General features: G+C 64.8%; 15 protein-coding genes and 2 pseudogenes. 7 read left to right on the top strand and 10 right to left on the bottom strand.

Annotated elements, in window-relative coordinates; all coding sequences use genetic code 11:
* From VOI29_RS15495 to VOI29_RS15470, 6 genes are all read left to right on the top strand, one after another.
* Positions 1-695 (top strand): aldehyde dehydrogenase family protein (locus tag VOI29_RS15495; RefSeq protein WP_323780465.1); only part of this gene is annotated, 695 nt, incomplete at its 5' end.
* A gap of 534 nt (positions 696-1,229) precedes the next feature.
* Positions 1,230-2,366: an ABC transporter substrate-binding protein gene (locus tag VOI29_RS15490; protein ID WP_323780462.1), complete on the top strand. Its 1,137-nt coding sequence runs from the start codon at positions 1,230-1,232 to the stop codon at positions 2,364-2,366.
* A 67-nt stretch (positions 2,367-2,433) separates the two neighbouring features.
* Positions 2,434-3,354 (top strand): branched-chain amino acid ABC transporter permease, encoded by a 921-nt coding sequence (locus VOI29_RS15485; protein WP_323780459.1) that lies wholly within the window; start codon positions 2,434-2,436, stop codon positions 3,352-3,354.
* Positions 3,351-4,340 (top strand): branched-chain amino acid ABC transporter permease, encoded by a 990-nt coding sequence (locus VOI29_RS15480; protein ID WP_416361541.1) that lies wholly within the window; start codon positions 3,351-3,353, stop codon positions 4,338-4,340. Before VOI29_RS15485 ends, VOI29_RS15480 begins: the two co-directional genes overlap by 4 nt.
* Positions 4,333-5,088, top strand: coding sequence for an ABC transporter ATP-binding protein (locus VOI29_RS15475; RefSeq protein ID WP_323780456.1), 756 nt, complete (start codon positions 4,333-4,335; stop codon positions 5,086-5,088). The genes VOI29_RS15480 and VOI29_RS15475 overlap by 8 nt, the downstream gene beginning before the upstream one ends.
* Positions 5,085-5,774, top strand: coding sequence for an ABC transporter ATP-binding protein (locus VOI29_RS15470; protein ID WP_323780453.1), 690 nt, complete (start codon positions 5,085-5,087; stop codon positions 5,772-5,774). Before VOI29_RS15475 ends, VOI29_RS15470 begins: the two co-directional genes overlap by 4 nt.
* An 83-nt stretch (positions 5,775-5,857) precedes the next feature.
* On the opposite strand, the pseudogene VOI29_RS15465 reads toward VOI29_RS15470, so the two are convergent.
* Together VOI29_RS15465 and VOI29_RS15460 are read right to left on the bottom strand one after the other, a co-directional pair.
* Positions 5,858-5,938: pseudogene (locus VOI29_RS15465) on the bottom strand (IS6 family transposase); the annotation flags it as partial.
* Between the two features lie 392 nt (positions 5,939-6,330).
* Positions 6,331-6,600 carry a hypothetical protein gene (locus VOI29_RS15460; RefSeq protein WP_323780448.1) on the bottom strand — a complete coding sequence of 90 codons (270 nt, stop codon included), beginning with the start codon at positions 6,598-6,600 and terminating at the stop codon, positions 6,331-6,333.
* A 161-nt stretch (positions 6,601-6,761) separates the two neighbouring features.
* Here VOI29_RS15460 and VOI29_RS15455 point away from each other — a divergent pair, with 161 nt between their 5' ends.
* Positions 6,762-7,250 (top strand): Lrp/AsnC family transcriptional regulator, encoded by a 489-nt coding sequence (locus VOI29_RS15455; RefSeq protein WP_323780444.1) that lies wholly within the window; start codon positions 6,762-6,764, stop codon positions 7,248-7,250.
* Between the two features lie 66 nt (positions 7,251-7,316).
* On the opposite strand, the pseudogene VOI29_RS15450 reads toward VOI29_RS15455, so the two are convergent.
* From VOI29_RS15450 to VOI29_RS15415, 8 genes and pseudogenes are all read right to left on the bottom strand, one after another.
* A pseudogene (locus VOI29_RS15450) lies at positions 7,317-7,556 on the bottom strand (isocitrate/isopropylmalate family dehydrogenase); the annotation flags it as partial.
* A gap of 4 nt (positions 7,557-7,560) precedes the next feature.
* Positions 7,561-8,958: an amidase gene (locus tag VOI29_RS15445; RefSeq protein ID WP_323780442.1), complete on the bottom strand. Its 1,398-nt coding sequence runs from the start codon at positions 8,956-8,958 to the stop codon at positions 7,561-7,563.
* A gap of 14 nt (positions 8,959-8,972) precedes the next feature.
* A complete protein-coding gene (locus tag VOI29_RS15440; RefSeq protein ID WP_323780439.1) occupies positions 8,973-9,698 on the bottom strand; it encodes an SDR family NAD(P)-dependent oxidoreductase in 726 nt (241 codons plus the stop codon).
* Complete coding sequence (locus VOI29_RS15435) at positions 9,695-10,432, bottom strand: SDR family oxidoreductase (protein WP_323780436.1); 738 nt, start codon at positions 10,430-10,432, stop codon at positions 9,695-9,697. The genes VOI29_RS15440 and VOI29_RS15435 overlap by 4 nt, the downstream gene beginning before the upstream one ends.
* A complete protein-coding gene (locus VOI29_RS15430) occupies positions 10,429-11,268 on the bottom strand; it encodes a polysaccharide deacetylase (protein WP_323780433.1) in 840 nt (279 codons plus the stop codon). The genes VOI29_RS15435 and VOI29_RS15430 overlap by 4 nt, the downstream gene beginning before the upstream one ends.
* A gap of 14 nt (positions 11,269-11,282) precedes the next feature.
* Positions 11,283-12,071 (bottom strand): ABC transporter permease, encoded by a 789-nt coding sequence (locus VOI29_RS15425; RefSeq protein WP_323780430.1) that lies wholly within the window; start codon positions 12,069-12,071, stop codon positions 11,283-11,285.
* On the bottom strand, positions 12,068-12,919 hold the full coding sequence (locus VOI29_RS15420; RefSeq protein WP_323780427.1) for an ABC transporter permease: 852 nt from the start codon (positions 12,917-12,919) through the stop codon (positions 12,068-12,070). Before VOI29_RS15420 ends, VOI29_RS15425 begins: the two co-directional genes overlap by 4 nt.
* On the bottom strand, positions 12,916-13,633 hold a 718-nt coding region (locus VOI29_RS15415), incomplete at its 5' end, for an ABC transporter ATP-binding protein (protein WP_323780424.1). The genes VOI29_RS15420 and VOI29_RS15415, both read right to left, overlap by 4 nt.

The raw sequence follows: 13,633 nt of genomic DNA, 5'->3' as shown, positions 1-13,633 counted from the left end.
CGCTGGAGCTGGGCGGCAAGTCGCCGAATCTGGTTTTTGCAGATGCGGACCTGCAGGAGAAGGTCACCGCTTCGGTGCTGGAATGCATGTACAACACCGGCCAAAGCTGCGACGCGCCGACCCGGATGCTGGTGGAGCGCAGCTGCTATGATCAGGTGCTGAAGATCGCCAAGGCGGCGGCCGAGGGTCAGGCGGTGGGTGATCCGGCTGAGGAGGGCGATCACATCGGCCCGATGTTCGACCGTATCCAGTTCGACCGGGTGCAAAGCATGATCCAGACCGGCATCGACGAAGGCGCCACCGTTCTGACCGGCGGGCTGGGACGGCCCGAGGGGCTGGACAAGGGCTGGTATGTGCGCCCCACGGTCTTTGCCGATGTGACCAACGGCATGGCGATTGCCCAGCAGGAAATCTTTGGCCCGGTGCTGGTGATCATCCCGTTTGAGGACGAAGAAGACGCCATCCGGATCGCCAATGACACGCCTTACGGGCTGGCGGCCTATCTGCAGACCGGCGATCCGGAGCGGGCCGAGCGGGTTGCTGCCCGCCTGCGCGCCGGCGCGGTGCATATCAACGGCGGCGGCTTCAATTATGGCTCGCCCTTTGGCGGCTACAAACAGTCCGGCAATGGCCGCGAAGGCGGCATGCTGGGGCTGGAAGACTATCAGGAAGTCAAAACCCTGCATTTCGGCTAAGTCTCTTCCCCTTCCGGCGGGGCCTGCTGCCGGGAGGAAACGCTGCCGGATGATTTCCGGGGTGCGGCCGGACGTGGTGCTCTAGGGCGGCACTTCGGCGACACTGACTCATGGACCAGGTTTTGATGAGAAACTGGCGCAGGAGATCCAAGCGGGCGTCGGTGCGCTGTCCTTTACCGCCGCAGGAGCGCTGGTTGATACCGTTCAGGCATTGGGCCGCAACCGGGTGGGCTTCTCCTCCCCCGACCTGGGCGAAAATACTTCGGGGAGCGCGAGGGGCCGGCCCCGCGCTGCCCCGGGTGCGGTCTCCGAAACGGTTCCGGCCCGGCAGGCCATCAATGCCGTCCTATATATTTTATGCTTGAAATAAATCTTCAAGCCTGCGTAGGCTTGTTTCAAGGGCTGGCAAAAGACCAGCCGGGGAGATGCGGGCTGCCGCGGGTCTTGGCTTCTGCCGGGGCGGCGTTAAAGTCGCAAGCATCTGATCCATAACCCTGGCTTCGGACCGGGGCATATTCTGGGAGGAAAGACGTAATGAAGACCATTCGGATGCTCGCCATGGCAGCGGCGGTCCCGGCGCTGGCGGCTGCGGCCCAGGCCGACACCAAGATTGGCATGATCACCACCCTGTCCGGCGGCGGCGCGGGCCTGGGCGTGGACGTGCGCGACGGCTTTATGCTGGCGATCGAACAGGACGGCCGCGACGGCGTTGAAGTGGTGATCGAGGACGATCAGCGCAAGCCCGATGCGGCGGTGCAGATTGCTGACCGGATGATCCAGTCCGAGAAGGTGGATATTCTGACCGGCATCATCTGGTCCAACCTGGCGATGGCGGTGGTGCCCGCGGCCACTGCGCAGGGCGTGTTCTACCTGTCGCCCAACGCCGGACCGTCGGCGCTGGCGGGCAAGCGTTGCCATCCGAATTACTTCAACGTTGCCTGGCAGAACGACAACCTGCATGAGGCCGCCGGCGCCTATGCCAATGATGCAGGGCTGAAGAACAGCTTTATCCTGGCGCCGAACTACCCGGCGGGCAAGGACGCGCTGACCGGCTACAAACGCATGTACGAGGGCGAGCTGGCGGGCGAGATCTATACCAAGCTGGGGCAGACCGACTATGCGGCGGAAATCGCGCAGGTCCGGGCCTCGGGCGCGGATTCGGTCTATTTCTTCCTGCCCGGCGGCATGGGGATTTCTTTCCTGAAACAATATGCGGGCAGCGGTGTGGACCTGCCTGTGGTCGGCCCGGCGTTCTCGTTTGATCAGGGCATCCTGCAGGCGGTGGGTGATGCCGCCCTGGGGGTCAAGAACACCTCGCAGTGGAACAAAGACATCGACAATGCGGCCAACGCAGCCTTCGTCGCTGCCTTTCAGGAGAAATACGGCCGTCTGCCCTCGCTTTATGCCAGCCAGGGCTTTGACACTGCCAATCTGATCCTGAGTGCGCTGGACAAGGCAGAGCCGGCCGATCAGGACGCGTTCCGCGCAGCGCTGAAAGCGGCGGATTTCGACTCGGTCCGCGGCGATTTCAAGTTCGGAGACAACCACCACCCGGTGCAGGACATTTATGTCCGTGAGGTGATCAAGGAAGGCGATGTCTTCACCAACAAGATCATTGCCACCGGTCTGACCGGCCACGCCGACGCTTACGCCGGCGAGTGCAAGATGTAAGACAAACCGTCAAGCGGAGACGCCACTGCGTCTCCGCCGCGGCATGGCTTCCCGTTCGGAAATTCAAATGACCTATATTCTAGTTCTGGAGCAGATCCTGAACGGGCTGCAGTTCGGTGTCATGCTGTTTCTGATGGCAGCCGGTCTGACGCTGGTATTCGGGGTGATGGGGCTGATCAACCTGGCCCATGGTTCGCTTTACATGGTCGGCGCTTTTGCTGCCGCCGCCGTGGCTGGCTGGACCGGATCGTTTCTGCTGGCGCTGGCGGCGAGCCTTGCGGCAGCCGCTGCCGCCGGCGCGCTGATGGAGCTGGTGGTGATCCGCCGCCTTTACCGGCGCAACCACTTGGACCAGGTGCTGGCGACCTTCGCATTGATCCTGGTATTTTCCGAAGGCACCCGCTGGCTGTTCGGATCTTTCCCGCTGTTTCTGGACGTACCCTCCTATCTGTCCGGGCCCATCAGTCTGCCGGGCGGCATCGAATACCCGCTCTACCGGCTTGCCATCATCCTGATCGGACTGGCAATTGCCGCGGGGCTGTTCCTGCTGATCGCCCGCACCCGCATCGGCATCCAGATCCGCGCGGGCGAGGCCGACCGCGAGATGATTGCCGCCCTTGGCGTCGATATTTCCAAACTCTACACGCTGGTGTTTGCGCTTGGCGCCGCATTGGCCGGGCTGGCCGGTGCGCTGGTGGGGGCAATCCAATCGGTGCAGGTCGGGATGGGCGAACCGGTTCTGATCCTGGCCTTCGTGGTGATTGTCATCGGCGGCATCGGCTCGATCAAGGGGGCCTTGGCGGGGGCGCTGCTGGTCGGGATGACCGACACTTTGGGCGGCGTGTTCCTGCCGCGGCTTTTCACCCTGTTCATGGAGCCTGCCAGTGCGGCCTCGGCGGGCGCGTCGCTCGCCTCGATGCTGATTTACATCTTGATGGCGGGGGTTCTTTTGGTGCGCCCATCGGGCCTTTATGGAGGGAGCACATGATGGTGACCCGCGAAAGCCTGCTGAACTGGGCAATGATTGCAGCCCTTTTGCTGGTGCCGCTGGCGGCCTGGTCGCTGGATGAACCGTTCATCATCACCCTGGCGACCAAGGCCGCGATCCTGGCGCTGGCCGGGGTTGGCCTGAACATTGCCTTGGGGCTGGGCGGGCTGATCAGCCTGGGTCATGCGGCGTTTTTCGGGATCGGCGGTTATGCCATGGGCATTCTTGCCGCTCATGCACAGAATTACGAGCCTTTGTTCGAATGGCCGTTCCTGTTTGAGGGCAGCAACCAGATGCCGCTGATCTGGCTGGTGGCTGTGGTGTTCAGCGCGCTGGCGGCGCTGGTGATCGGGGCGTTGTCTTTGCGTACCTCCGGTGTCTATTTCATCATGATCACATTGGCTTTCGGCCAGATGCTCTATTATTTCGCGATCAGCTGGAGCGCCTATGGCGGCGAAGACGGGCTGTCGATCTGGGTCCGCAATGATTTTCCGGGGCTGAACACGCTGGACCCGATCCAGTTCTTTGCAATTGCCTATGTGATCCTGTGCGGCGCGCTGTTTTTTGCCGCCCGGCTGGCGCGCTCGCCATTTGGTCTGGCACTGGCCGCCGCCCGCCAGAACGAAGACCGGGTTGAGGCGGTGGGCCTGACCCCGTTTACCCTGCGGCTGACGGCCTTTGTGATTTCCGGCGCCATCACCGGGCTGGCGGGGGCGCTGTTTGCGGATCTGAACCGCTTTGTCAGCCCCACCATGCTGAGCTGGCACACCAGCGGCGAGATCATGATCTTTGTGATCCTGGGCGGAGTCGGGCGGCTCTATGGGCCGGTGGCCGGTGCGGCGCTGTATATCCTGCTGGAGCATCTCTTGGGCGGCATCAGCGATTACTGGCAAATCTTTCTGGGCGTGCTGCTGCTGCTGATTGTGCTGTTTGCCCGCGGCGGGTTGATCGGAGCGATTGCCGGACGGGAGAAGGCGCATGGCTGATCTGGTCCTGAAAACCGAAAACCTGTGCAAGAGCTTTGGCGCGCTGAAGGCCAGCTGCGATGTCTCGCTGGATTTGCGGGCGGGAGAAATCCACGCGCTGATCGGCCCCAATGGGGCGGGAAAATCCACCCTTATCAAACAGATTGCCGGAAACTTTGCCCCCGACAGCGGCACAGTGGAATTGCTGGGCCGCGATGTCACCGCACTGGATACGGTGGCGCGGGCGCGGATGGGGCTGGGGCGGACGTTTCAGATCTCGGCGCTGGCGATGGACTACTCCGTGCTGCAGAACGCGGTGCTGGGCGCGCTTGGCGGCCAGGGGCGGGTGTTCCGCTTTTTCCGCAACGTGATGGAGGATCCGGCGCTGCTGGAGGCGGCCCGCGACGCGCTGGAGCGGGTTGGGCTGACTCAGGATGCAAATCGGCGGACCGCCGACCTGTCGCACGGCCAGCGCCGCCAGCTGGAGGTCGCGGTGGCGCTGACGCTGAAGCCGAAGCTGTTTTTGATGGATGAGCCGATGGCCGGGCTGGGGGCGGATGGCTCTCATCGGCTGACGGGGTTTCTTGACGGTTTGCGCGAGCAAGCACCGATCCTGCTGGTGGAACATGATATGGACGCGGTCTTTGCGCTGGCGGACCGGATCAGCGTGCTGGTTTACGGCCAGATCATCGCCACCGGCACCGCGGCGGAAATCCGCGCCAACGCCGAGGTGCGCCGTGCCTATCTGGGAGAGGAGGACGCCGCATGAGCCTGCTGTCATTACAAGGGGTTGAGGCGTCTTATGGCCCGGCGCAGGCGCTGTTCGGGGTCGATCTGGAGATTGCTGAGGGCGAAGTGGTGGCGCTGATGGGCCGCAATGGCATGGGTAAATCCACCACCATCAAGACCATCTGCGGGATGCTGGCGGCCTCCCGAGGCGAGCTGCGGTTTGACGGTCACGACCTGCGCCAGCTGCCGTCGCACAAGATCGCCCGGCTGGGTATCGGTCTGGTGCCGGAAGGGCGCCGGTGCTTTGCGCCTTTGACGGTTGAGGAAAACCTGACGGCCGCAGCGCGCCCCGGCCCGTGGGATTTCAAGAAAGTAGCAGAGCTGTTTCCGCGGCTGGAGGAGCGGCGAAGCCAGAAAGCCGGGTCATTGTCAGGCGGCGAACAGCAGATGCTGACCATCAGCCGCGCCTTGATGACCAACCCGCGGCTGCTGATCCTGGACGAGGCGACCGAGGGTTTGGCGCCGGTGGTACGGCAGGAGATCTGGGCGGCGATTGCCTGGCTTAAGACCAGCGCCGGGCTGGCCATTCTGGTTGTCGACAAATCCTTGAAGGAACTGTCGGCCATTGCCGACCGCGCGGTGATCCTCAACAAGGGTAGCAACGCCTGGGAGGGCCGCATAGGAGAGCTTCCGCCCGACATAGCGGATCGGTTTCTGGGTGTGTAAGGTATTGCAACAGCACCGTAAAGTTAACTTGCTTGGCTAGAAGGCCGGACTGGTTTCGATGTTCGGACGGCTTCGAGTTGAGCGATGCCGCGCCCGGCCAGAAGGTCTTCGACCATGCGCAGGCTCGGGGGAAACCGGAAGAACCGCCAGACCGCACGGGCAATCCCGCCGGGCGGGAAACGGTGGCGGCGATAGAGGCGGGCATGCCAAGAATTTCAGCATCGCGCTGCGCCCCGGCGGTGTCCGCATGACGCCGCTCCATGATGTGTTGAGGGCACAGAAGGCCGTAGACGATGTAAAGCTTCGCCAGACCCGGATGATGCGCCTCGCCATGGCAGTGGACGGGCACTATCCGATCAATGAGGTGGTGCCGCGACATTTTCCTGGCAGCCAAGGCGGCGGGGTAAGGTCCTGGCCTAGTTGAACAGGTTCAGGCGGAAATCGTGCTGCAGCTTGAACCTGCTATGCAAAAATACCGTGGCGACCTGCCAACCGGGCTGCCGCAACTTTTGACGGAACCGATTGCCCATGGCGTCGGGATACGGCTGAGCGCGCTTTAGGTGATTGGGTGAGGCCTGAATGTGACAATAGGGCAAAGAACTGATGCGGTGGATGCCCGCTCAGGGTCAGACTGGTGCTGCTTGGTCTGCGATGCGACCGGGTTCACGGCCCAGCCTTCGAGCAGCCTGATCCGCTGTTCAAAGCAGCTAGCACGCTGTGTGCCCTGCTCGGATAAAGAAAACTTCAGTGTGAAGCGGGCATCGTCCCGCTTCTCGAACTGCAGCGATTCAAACTCCAGCCCCATTCGGCGCGCCAGATCCATCATCCTGCAGGCCGTATTCATCGGATCTGTGCAATCTAAATTCCCGTACATCATCTTTCACCTTCCATTGACAGAACCTTATCCTGCCTGGGGTGAGAGGTTCTTTTTCTTTACCTTGTGGAATCGTATTTCAAAGAAGTATAGTTTCTGCAATTTTCAATTTGGTGAAAGAATCTGCTGTGCCAGTAAGTGCCTTCGATCAGTTCGACCGCAAGATCCTGCAAGCCTTGGCCGAAGACGGGCGTATCTCAAATTCTCAGCTGGCACAAAAAATCGGCCTTTCTCCCAGCCCTTGCTGGCAACGGGTACGCCGGTTGGAGAAAGAGGGGGTGATCAGCGGCTACCGCGCAATCCTGGATCAGGCAAAGCTCGGTGCGCCCGAGGTTGTGATGATCGAAGTTGTGCTGGACCGGCATGATGACGAAATTCTTGAAGCCTTCGGCACAACCATGGAAAGGATCCCGGAAGTGCTGGAGGTGCATTTGACCACTGGCGAATACGATTATCTGATCAAGGTGGCCGTGAACGGCACCCGCGGTTACGAGGAATTCCTGAGGCACAAACTTTACCGGGTCCCAGGGATACGCCATACGCGCTCGAGCTTTGTACTGCGGAGCCTGAAAAACGTGCAGGCCTATTTGCCGCCGGGCTAAGGCATTTGACTCCTAGCGAGCCAAGGAAACTGCGTGACCCATTCTGCCCGCATGCAGCACCTGAAATCAGAGGCTTGCCTCCAGGACGGCAAGCACAGCATCGCCCATTTGGCTGGTCGAAACCGGCTCAACACCGTCCTCGCCCAGCAGGTCTGCCGAGCGCACGCTGTCGGCCAGAACCTTTTCAACCGCCGCTTCCAGGCGGTCGGCCTCGGACCGGTGGTCGAAGCTGCAGCGCAGCGCCATGGCAAAGCTGAGGATGCAGGCGACCGGGTTGCCCTTGCCCTGGCCAGCGATGCCGGGGGCGGGCTCAGTGTCCTGCTGCGAGATCGAAGGCAAAGACCTGTTCGGCCAAGGCAGCGGTATCCAGCAGGAAATCCTCCTGATACCAGGGGGCAATCATGTGAAAGCCCGCGGGCAGGCCAGTGGAATCCCAGCCGCAAGGGATCGAGATCGAAGGGTGGCCGGTCATATTGGTGGCAAAGGTGTAGGGGTACCAGGACGCACGCACCCGCCCGGCCGGGATGCCATTGATGGGCACTGGCGCGTGCGGATCCTGGCTGTGCGGCAGCGGCGGGGCGGACAGCGTCGGCGAGGCGATCAGGTCGAAGCGCGCCAGCACCTGCTGCACCTGCTGGAAGGCACGGGTGCGCGCGGCGCCGGCCGCGGCGAGGTCCAGCGCGCTGTGGCGGCGGCCGTTTTCCACATGCACCACCAGGCTTGGGTCGAGATCGGCGCGCCGGGTGTCGAGCGCCGCCCCGGCGCGTGCGGCCAGCAGGGTTTCGAGAACCACCATGAAATGCGGCTCGAGCGCGGCAAAATCGAGCGTGATCTCCTGGACCTCGGCGCCCTCGGCGGCAAGCTGCGCGATCGCCTTGGCGCTGAGCGCTGCAATGCCGTGGTCGACCGGGTTGCCCGCCTGCGGCAGCCAGGCAATCCGCAGCCCCTTCAGCACTTGGCAGCGGCGCGGCGCAGGGTGTTGCGCCTGACCGAAGGGGTCGCGCCGGTCAAAGCCGCGGATCACGTCGAACAGGAGCCGGGTGTCGGCCACGTTGCGCGCCATCGGCGCGACATGGACATTGCTGGAAAACAGATCGCCCGCCTGCAGGTTGGGCACGCTGCCGAGCGTCGGTTTCAGCCCGACGGTGCCGCAGCAGGCCGAGGGGATGCGAACCGAGCCGCCGCCGTCGGTGCCGAGCGCGATCGGCCCCATGCCAGCGGCCAGCGCCACCGCAGCGCCGCCGCTGGAGCCGCCCGGGGTGACGTCCGGCGAATGCGGGTTGAGGGTGCGGCCGAACAGCGGCGCCGAGGTGTGGATCTTGTGCCCGAATTCCGGCGTGGTGGTCTTGCCGAACAGGATCGCCCCGGCGGCGCCGGCGCGGGCCACCGCAACCGCGTCCTCCTCGGGGACAAAATCCGCTGCGGTCTTGGATCCCATGGTGGTTGCAACGCCGCGGGTGAGGGTCAGGTCCTTCACCGAATAGGGCAGCCCGTGCAACGCGGGCAGGTCGCCGCCTCTCTGCTGCAGCGCCTCGGCAGCGCGGGCGGCCTCCAGCGCCGCCTCCGGCTGCAGGCTGACGAATGCGTTCAGGCCGCGCCGCGCCACGGTGCGGGCCAGCACAGCCTGCATCACCTCGACCGGCGAGTATTGGTTCCGGCGATAGCCGCGGGCGAGGTCCACCGCGCCCAGATCCGCGAGATCGGTCATCTGTTCCAGCTCCTTCAAATCATCCAGCGGCCGCCGTCGAGCAGCAGCGTCTGGCCGGTCATGAACCTGGCCCCGTCCGAGGCGAGAAAGCCCACCGCCGCGGCCACGTCTTCGGGGGTGCCGACAAAGCCGGCCGGGGTGGCCGCCTTGATCCGTTCCAGCACCTCGGGCGCGAGCCGGTCATGGGCGCGGGTGCGGATGGCGCCGGGCGCCACCGCGTTGACCGTCACCCCGTGCGGTGCCAGTTCGCGCGCCAATGCGCGGGTGAAGCCGATGATGCCCATTTTGGCGGCTGCGTAATCGGCCAGCCCCGCGTCGCCGCAGAAGGCGGCGTCGCTGGACATGTTAATGATCCGGCCCCATCCGCGCGCCTGCATGCCCGGGGCGGCCATCCGCGCCATCCGCATGGCCGAGACCAGGGAAATCTCCAGCACGAAGCGCCAGGTGGCCTCTTCGGAGGCCGCAAACAGCGAGCCTTTTTCCCGGGCGCTCTGGCCGAGGTTGTTGAACAGGATGTCGACCGGACCCAGCTCTGCCTCGGTCTGTGCAAGCGCGGCGGCCATGGCGGCGGGGGCGGTGCCGTCCGCCTCGATGGCGAGGATGCCACCGGGCAATTGCGTGAGGGCTTTGGCGTCGATGTCGGTGACTGCAACCCGGCAGCCCTGTGCTGCCAGATGCAAGGCTGCCGCCGCACCGATGCCGCCCGCGCCGCCGGTGATCAGTGCGGTGCGCGCGGTCAATGGAAGCTCCGCCCGCCGTCGACCGCCAGTGTAATGCCGGTCACATAGGTCGAATCAGGTCCGGTCAGGTACAGGATGGCGCCCGCGATTTCGGCCGGTGCCGCCACCCGGTGCATCGCGTAGCGGGCCTTGATGGTGGAGAGCCGCTCATCGGCGTTCTGGTAGTCTTCGTAGGAGCTGCGGAACAGCGGTGTGTCGACCGCGCCGGGGCAGACGGTGTTGACGCGGATGTCTTCGGGGCCAAGCTCCATCGCCAGGCACTTGCCGAACATGTTGAGCCCGGCCTTGCTGGCGCAATAGGCGGTGCGGTGGCTGAGCGGCGACAGCCCGGCCGCGGAGGAGACGTTGACGATGGTTCCGGAGCCGGCGGCGCGCAGATGCGGCAGCGCCGCCTGGGCGAGGAACATGGCGCCCGACAGGTTCACTGCGATGACCCGGTCCCAGTCTGCCGCGGTCATTTCCGCGGCCGGCGATTCCAGATCAATGCCGGCGCAGTTCACCAGCCCGTCGAGCCCGCCAAGCGCGGCAGCCGCGCCCGCTGCGGCGGCGCGGCAGGCGGCGGGGTCGGAAATGTCGCCGCCGAACACCGCCACATCGCCGTCCCGCTTGGTTTCTTCGAGGTCGAAAGCGGCCAGGCGGGCGCCCTCGGCGGCAAAGCGGGCCAGCGTTTCGCGGCCGATGCCGCTGGCGGCGCCGGCGATCAGGATGCGGCGGTCTTTGAGCAGCCCGCTCATGCCCCGGCCTCGTCAGCGGCGGCGGCATCCAGCAGCACGCCGCGGATCTCATCCGTCATCTCGTCGCAGCGCCCGGTCCAGACGTTCGAGTGCCGGCGCACGTAAGTCAGGAACTGGTCGAGCACCCACAGCCGCGAGGGCTGGCCGATGATCTGCGGATGCATCCCGATCATCATCATCCGGTCCTCGGCCCGCAGCATATCGAATTCCAGCTTCCAGGCTTCCAGCAGCGCCGAGGGCGCCTGCATGGTCCGGCCCGGCAGGGTGATCGAATAGTGGAAGAACGGCGCATCATCCAGCACCCAGCGGAAGGGCAGTTCGACGATGCCGGTGCGCTGGCCGCCGATTTCCAGCAGGTAGGGCTCATCATCGTCGAAGAAGTTCGACGAGTAATCGAAGCCGTATTCCTGGATCAGGCCGAGCGTGTGGGCGCTGAACTCGGCCGCGGGCGAGCGCCAGCCGCGGGGCCGGTACCCGGCGGCCGTCCGGATTGCCTCGATCCCTTTCTCCATCTCCTCGCGTTCCTGCTCCAGCGACAGCTGGGTGATCCAGGTGTGGGTGTGCGAATGGTGGGCGATCTCGTGGCCGCCTTCCAGAATTGCCTCCACGATCCGGGGATGCGCCTCGACCACCAGGCCGGGCACGAAGAATGTGCAGCTGATCTCGTGTTTGCGCAGCAGATCAAGCACCCGCCAGATGCCGCGTTTCCAGCCGTAGCGGCCTTGGGACATCACGATGGGGCGGTCCGCGTTGGCCTTGTCGCGCGCAGTCCACATGGTTTCCGCATCGAAGTCGAAGGTGAGGAAAAGCGGGAAGCCTTTCGAGGTAAAGGACATTTTTGGAACTCCCGTCAGACGAAGCGCGAGAAGCCGACCCAGCGCTCGGCGATGGCCAGCGCGGCCCCGGTGAGCAGGATCAGGATGGTGGAGATGGCCGCGAGGCCCGGATCGACGCCGCCTTGGTCGATGGCGGTGAAGATCTTGACCGGCAGGGTGCTTTGGCCCGGGCCGAGCAGGAAGATCGTCACCGGCACGTTGTCGAGCGAGGTGATGAAGGAGAAGAACCCGCCCGCGACCAGCCCGGGCTTGAGCAGCGGCAGGGTGACCAGCCGGAAGGCGGTGAAGCCGCCCGCGCCCAGCGTGCCCGCGGCTTCCTCGAGGTCGACGCTGACGCCTGCGAGACTCGACAGGCAGGCGCGCACTACGTAGGGCGAGGTCAGAACCACGTGGCTGGCAACGAGCGCGAGGAAGTTGCCGCGCCAGCCGAGATGGGCGTAGAACTGCAGCAGGGCGACCCCGATCACCACCGCCGGGAACACCAGCGGCGCCATCAGGAAGGAGGCGAGCGCATCCGAGCCCGGCAGAAGGCGGCGGTTGATCGCATAGGCCGCGGCGGTGCCCAGCACCATGGACGTCAGCGTTGCCAGCAGCGCCAGCCCGAGGCTGAAGCCGATCGCCGACAGCCAGTCCGGATCCGTGAGTACCGCGCCGAACCAGCGCAGGGTAAAGCCCTGCGGCGGGAAGGTGAGATAGGAGGTCTCGGTGAAGGAGCTGAGAGCGACCACGATCACCGGCAGCTGCAGGAACAGCAGCACGGCGGCGGCGGCGGCGGTCAGCAGGATCGACGGGCGCGCGTTCATGCCAGCCCCCCCGACCATTTGCGGGCCACGCGCCCGGCACCCCAGATGATCAGCAGGGTGATCGCGGTGAGGATGAAGGCAAAGGAGGTGCCCGAGGGCCAGTCCAGTTTTTGCATGAATTCGTCGTAGATCAGGGTTGCCATCACCTTGTAGGCGGGGCCGCCCAGCAGGCGCGGGGTGACCAGCGCGCTGATGGTCAGCACAAAGACCAGGATCGAGCCCGCGAGAATGCCCGGTGCGGTGAGCGGCAGGGTGATGGTGAAGAAGATCCGCAGCTTGCTGGCGGCCAGTGTGGCGGCGGCCTGTTCGACATCGCGCGGCACGTTCTGGATTGCCGTCAGCAGCATCAGCACCATAAACGGCAGGTAGATATGGGTGAGGCCGATCACCAGGCCGGTCATGTTGAACAGCATCTTAATTGGACTGTCGATCAGGCCGATGTCCATCAGCAGATTGTTCACCACGCCGCGGTTCGCAAGCAGGGTGATCCAGCCGAAGGAGCGCACCACCAGGTTCAGAAACAGCGGGAAGATCACCAGCAGGGTTGCCGCCGCCCGCCAGGCCGGAGTAGTGCGGGCCATGAAATAGGCCAAGGGGTAGCCAAGCAGGAAACACAGGAAGGTGACCAGCGAGCCCATCCACAGGGTGCGCCCGATGATCTCGCGGTAGTAGTCGTCGGTCAGGAGGCGGGTGTAGTTCTGCAGCGTCCAGGCCTCTGAGGTGCCAGTGCCGGGGACATACTCATGCAAGCTCTGCGGCAGCATCAGCAGCACCGGGGCAAGGAACAGGCCGAGCAGTACCAGCAGCAGGGGGGAGGCCAGCCCGATGCCCTTGAACGGCCCGCTCATGCGCCCGCTCCGGCGGCAACCGGCGCGACAAAGGCGCGGTCCATGTCGATCTGCAGCGCAACCTCCTGGCCCGGTTCAAAGCCGCCCGAAGGGCCGCTGGCATCGACCTCAGCGACCATTTCCACGCCTGGGGCGAGATCGGCCACATATTGGACCCGCGCACCGATGAAGGAGCGCAGCCGCACCCGGCCGTGCAGTCCGCCATCGGCACCGGGCGGCAGAACGCCGATGTCCTCATGGCGGATCACCGCCTCGACCTCGGCGCCCTGCGCCGCCGCGCCCGGCCGCACCGGCAGCGCCAGCCCGCCGCCGATGGCGATGGCGCCGTCCCGCAGCGGCCCGGCATAGCGGTTGGAGCGGCCGATGAAGGTGGCGACAAAAGCGTTGGCTGGCTCGCGGTAGATCGTCTCGGGGCTCGAGAACTGCTGGATCCGGCCCTGCGCCAGGATGCAGATGCGGTCGGAAATCGACATCGCCTCGGACTGGTCGTGGGTGACAAAGACGCTGGTGATGCCCAGTTGCTTCTGCAGCTGTTTCAGCTCGATCTGCATGCGGTCGCGCAGCTGCGCATCGAGGTTCGAGAGCGGCTCGTCGAACAGCAGCAGGCGCGGGCGGGGGGCAATGGCGCGGGCCAGCGCAACGCGCTGCTGCTGGCCGCCCGACAGCTGGCGCGGAAAACGGTCCGCCAGATGCGCCAGCTGCACCATGCCAAGC

The sequence above is a fragment of the Leisingera sp. genome (assembly GCF_034669605.1).
In the GTDB taxonomy this organism is placed as follows: Bacteria; Pseudomonadota; Alphaproteobacteria; order Rhodobacterales; family Rhodobacteraceae; genus Leisingera.
The sequence above is the reverse complement of the archived record's forward strand: the minus strand, read 5'-3'. Positions and strand labels throughout refer to the sequence as shown.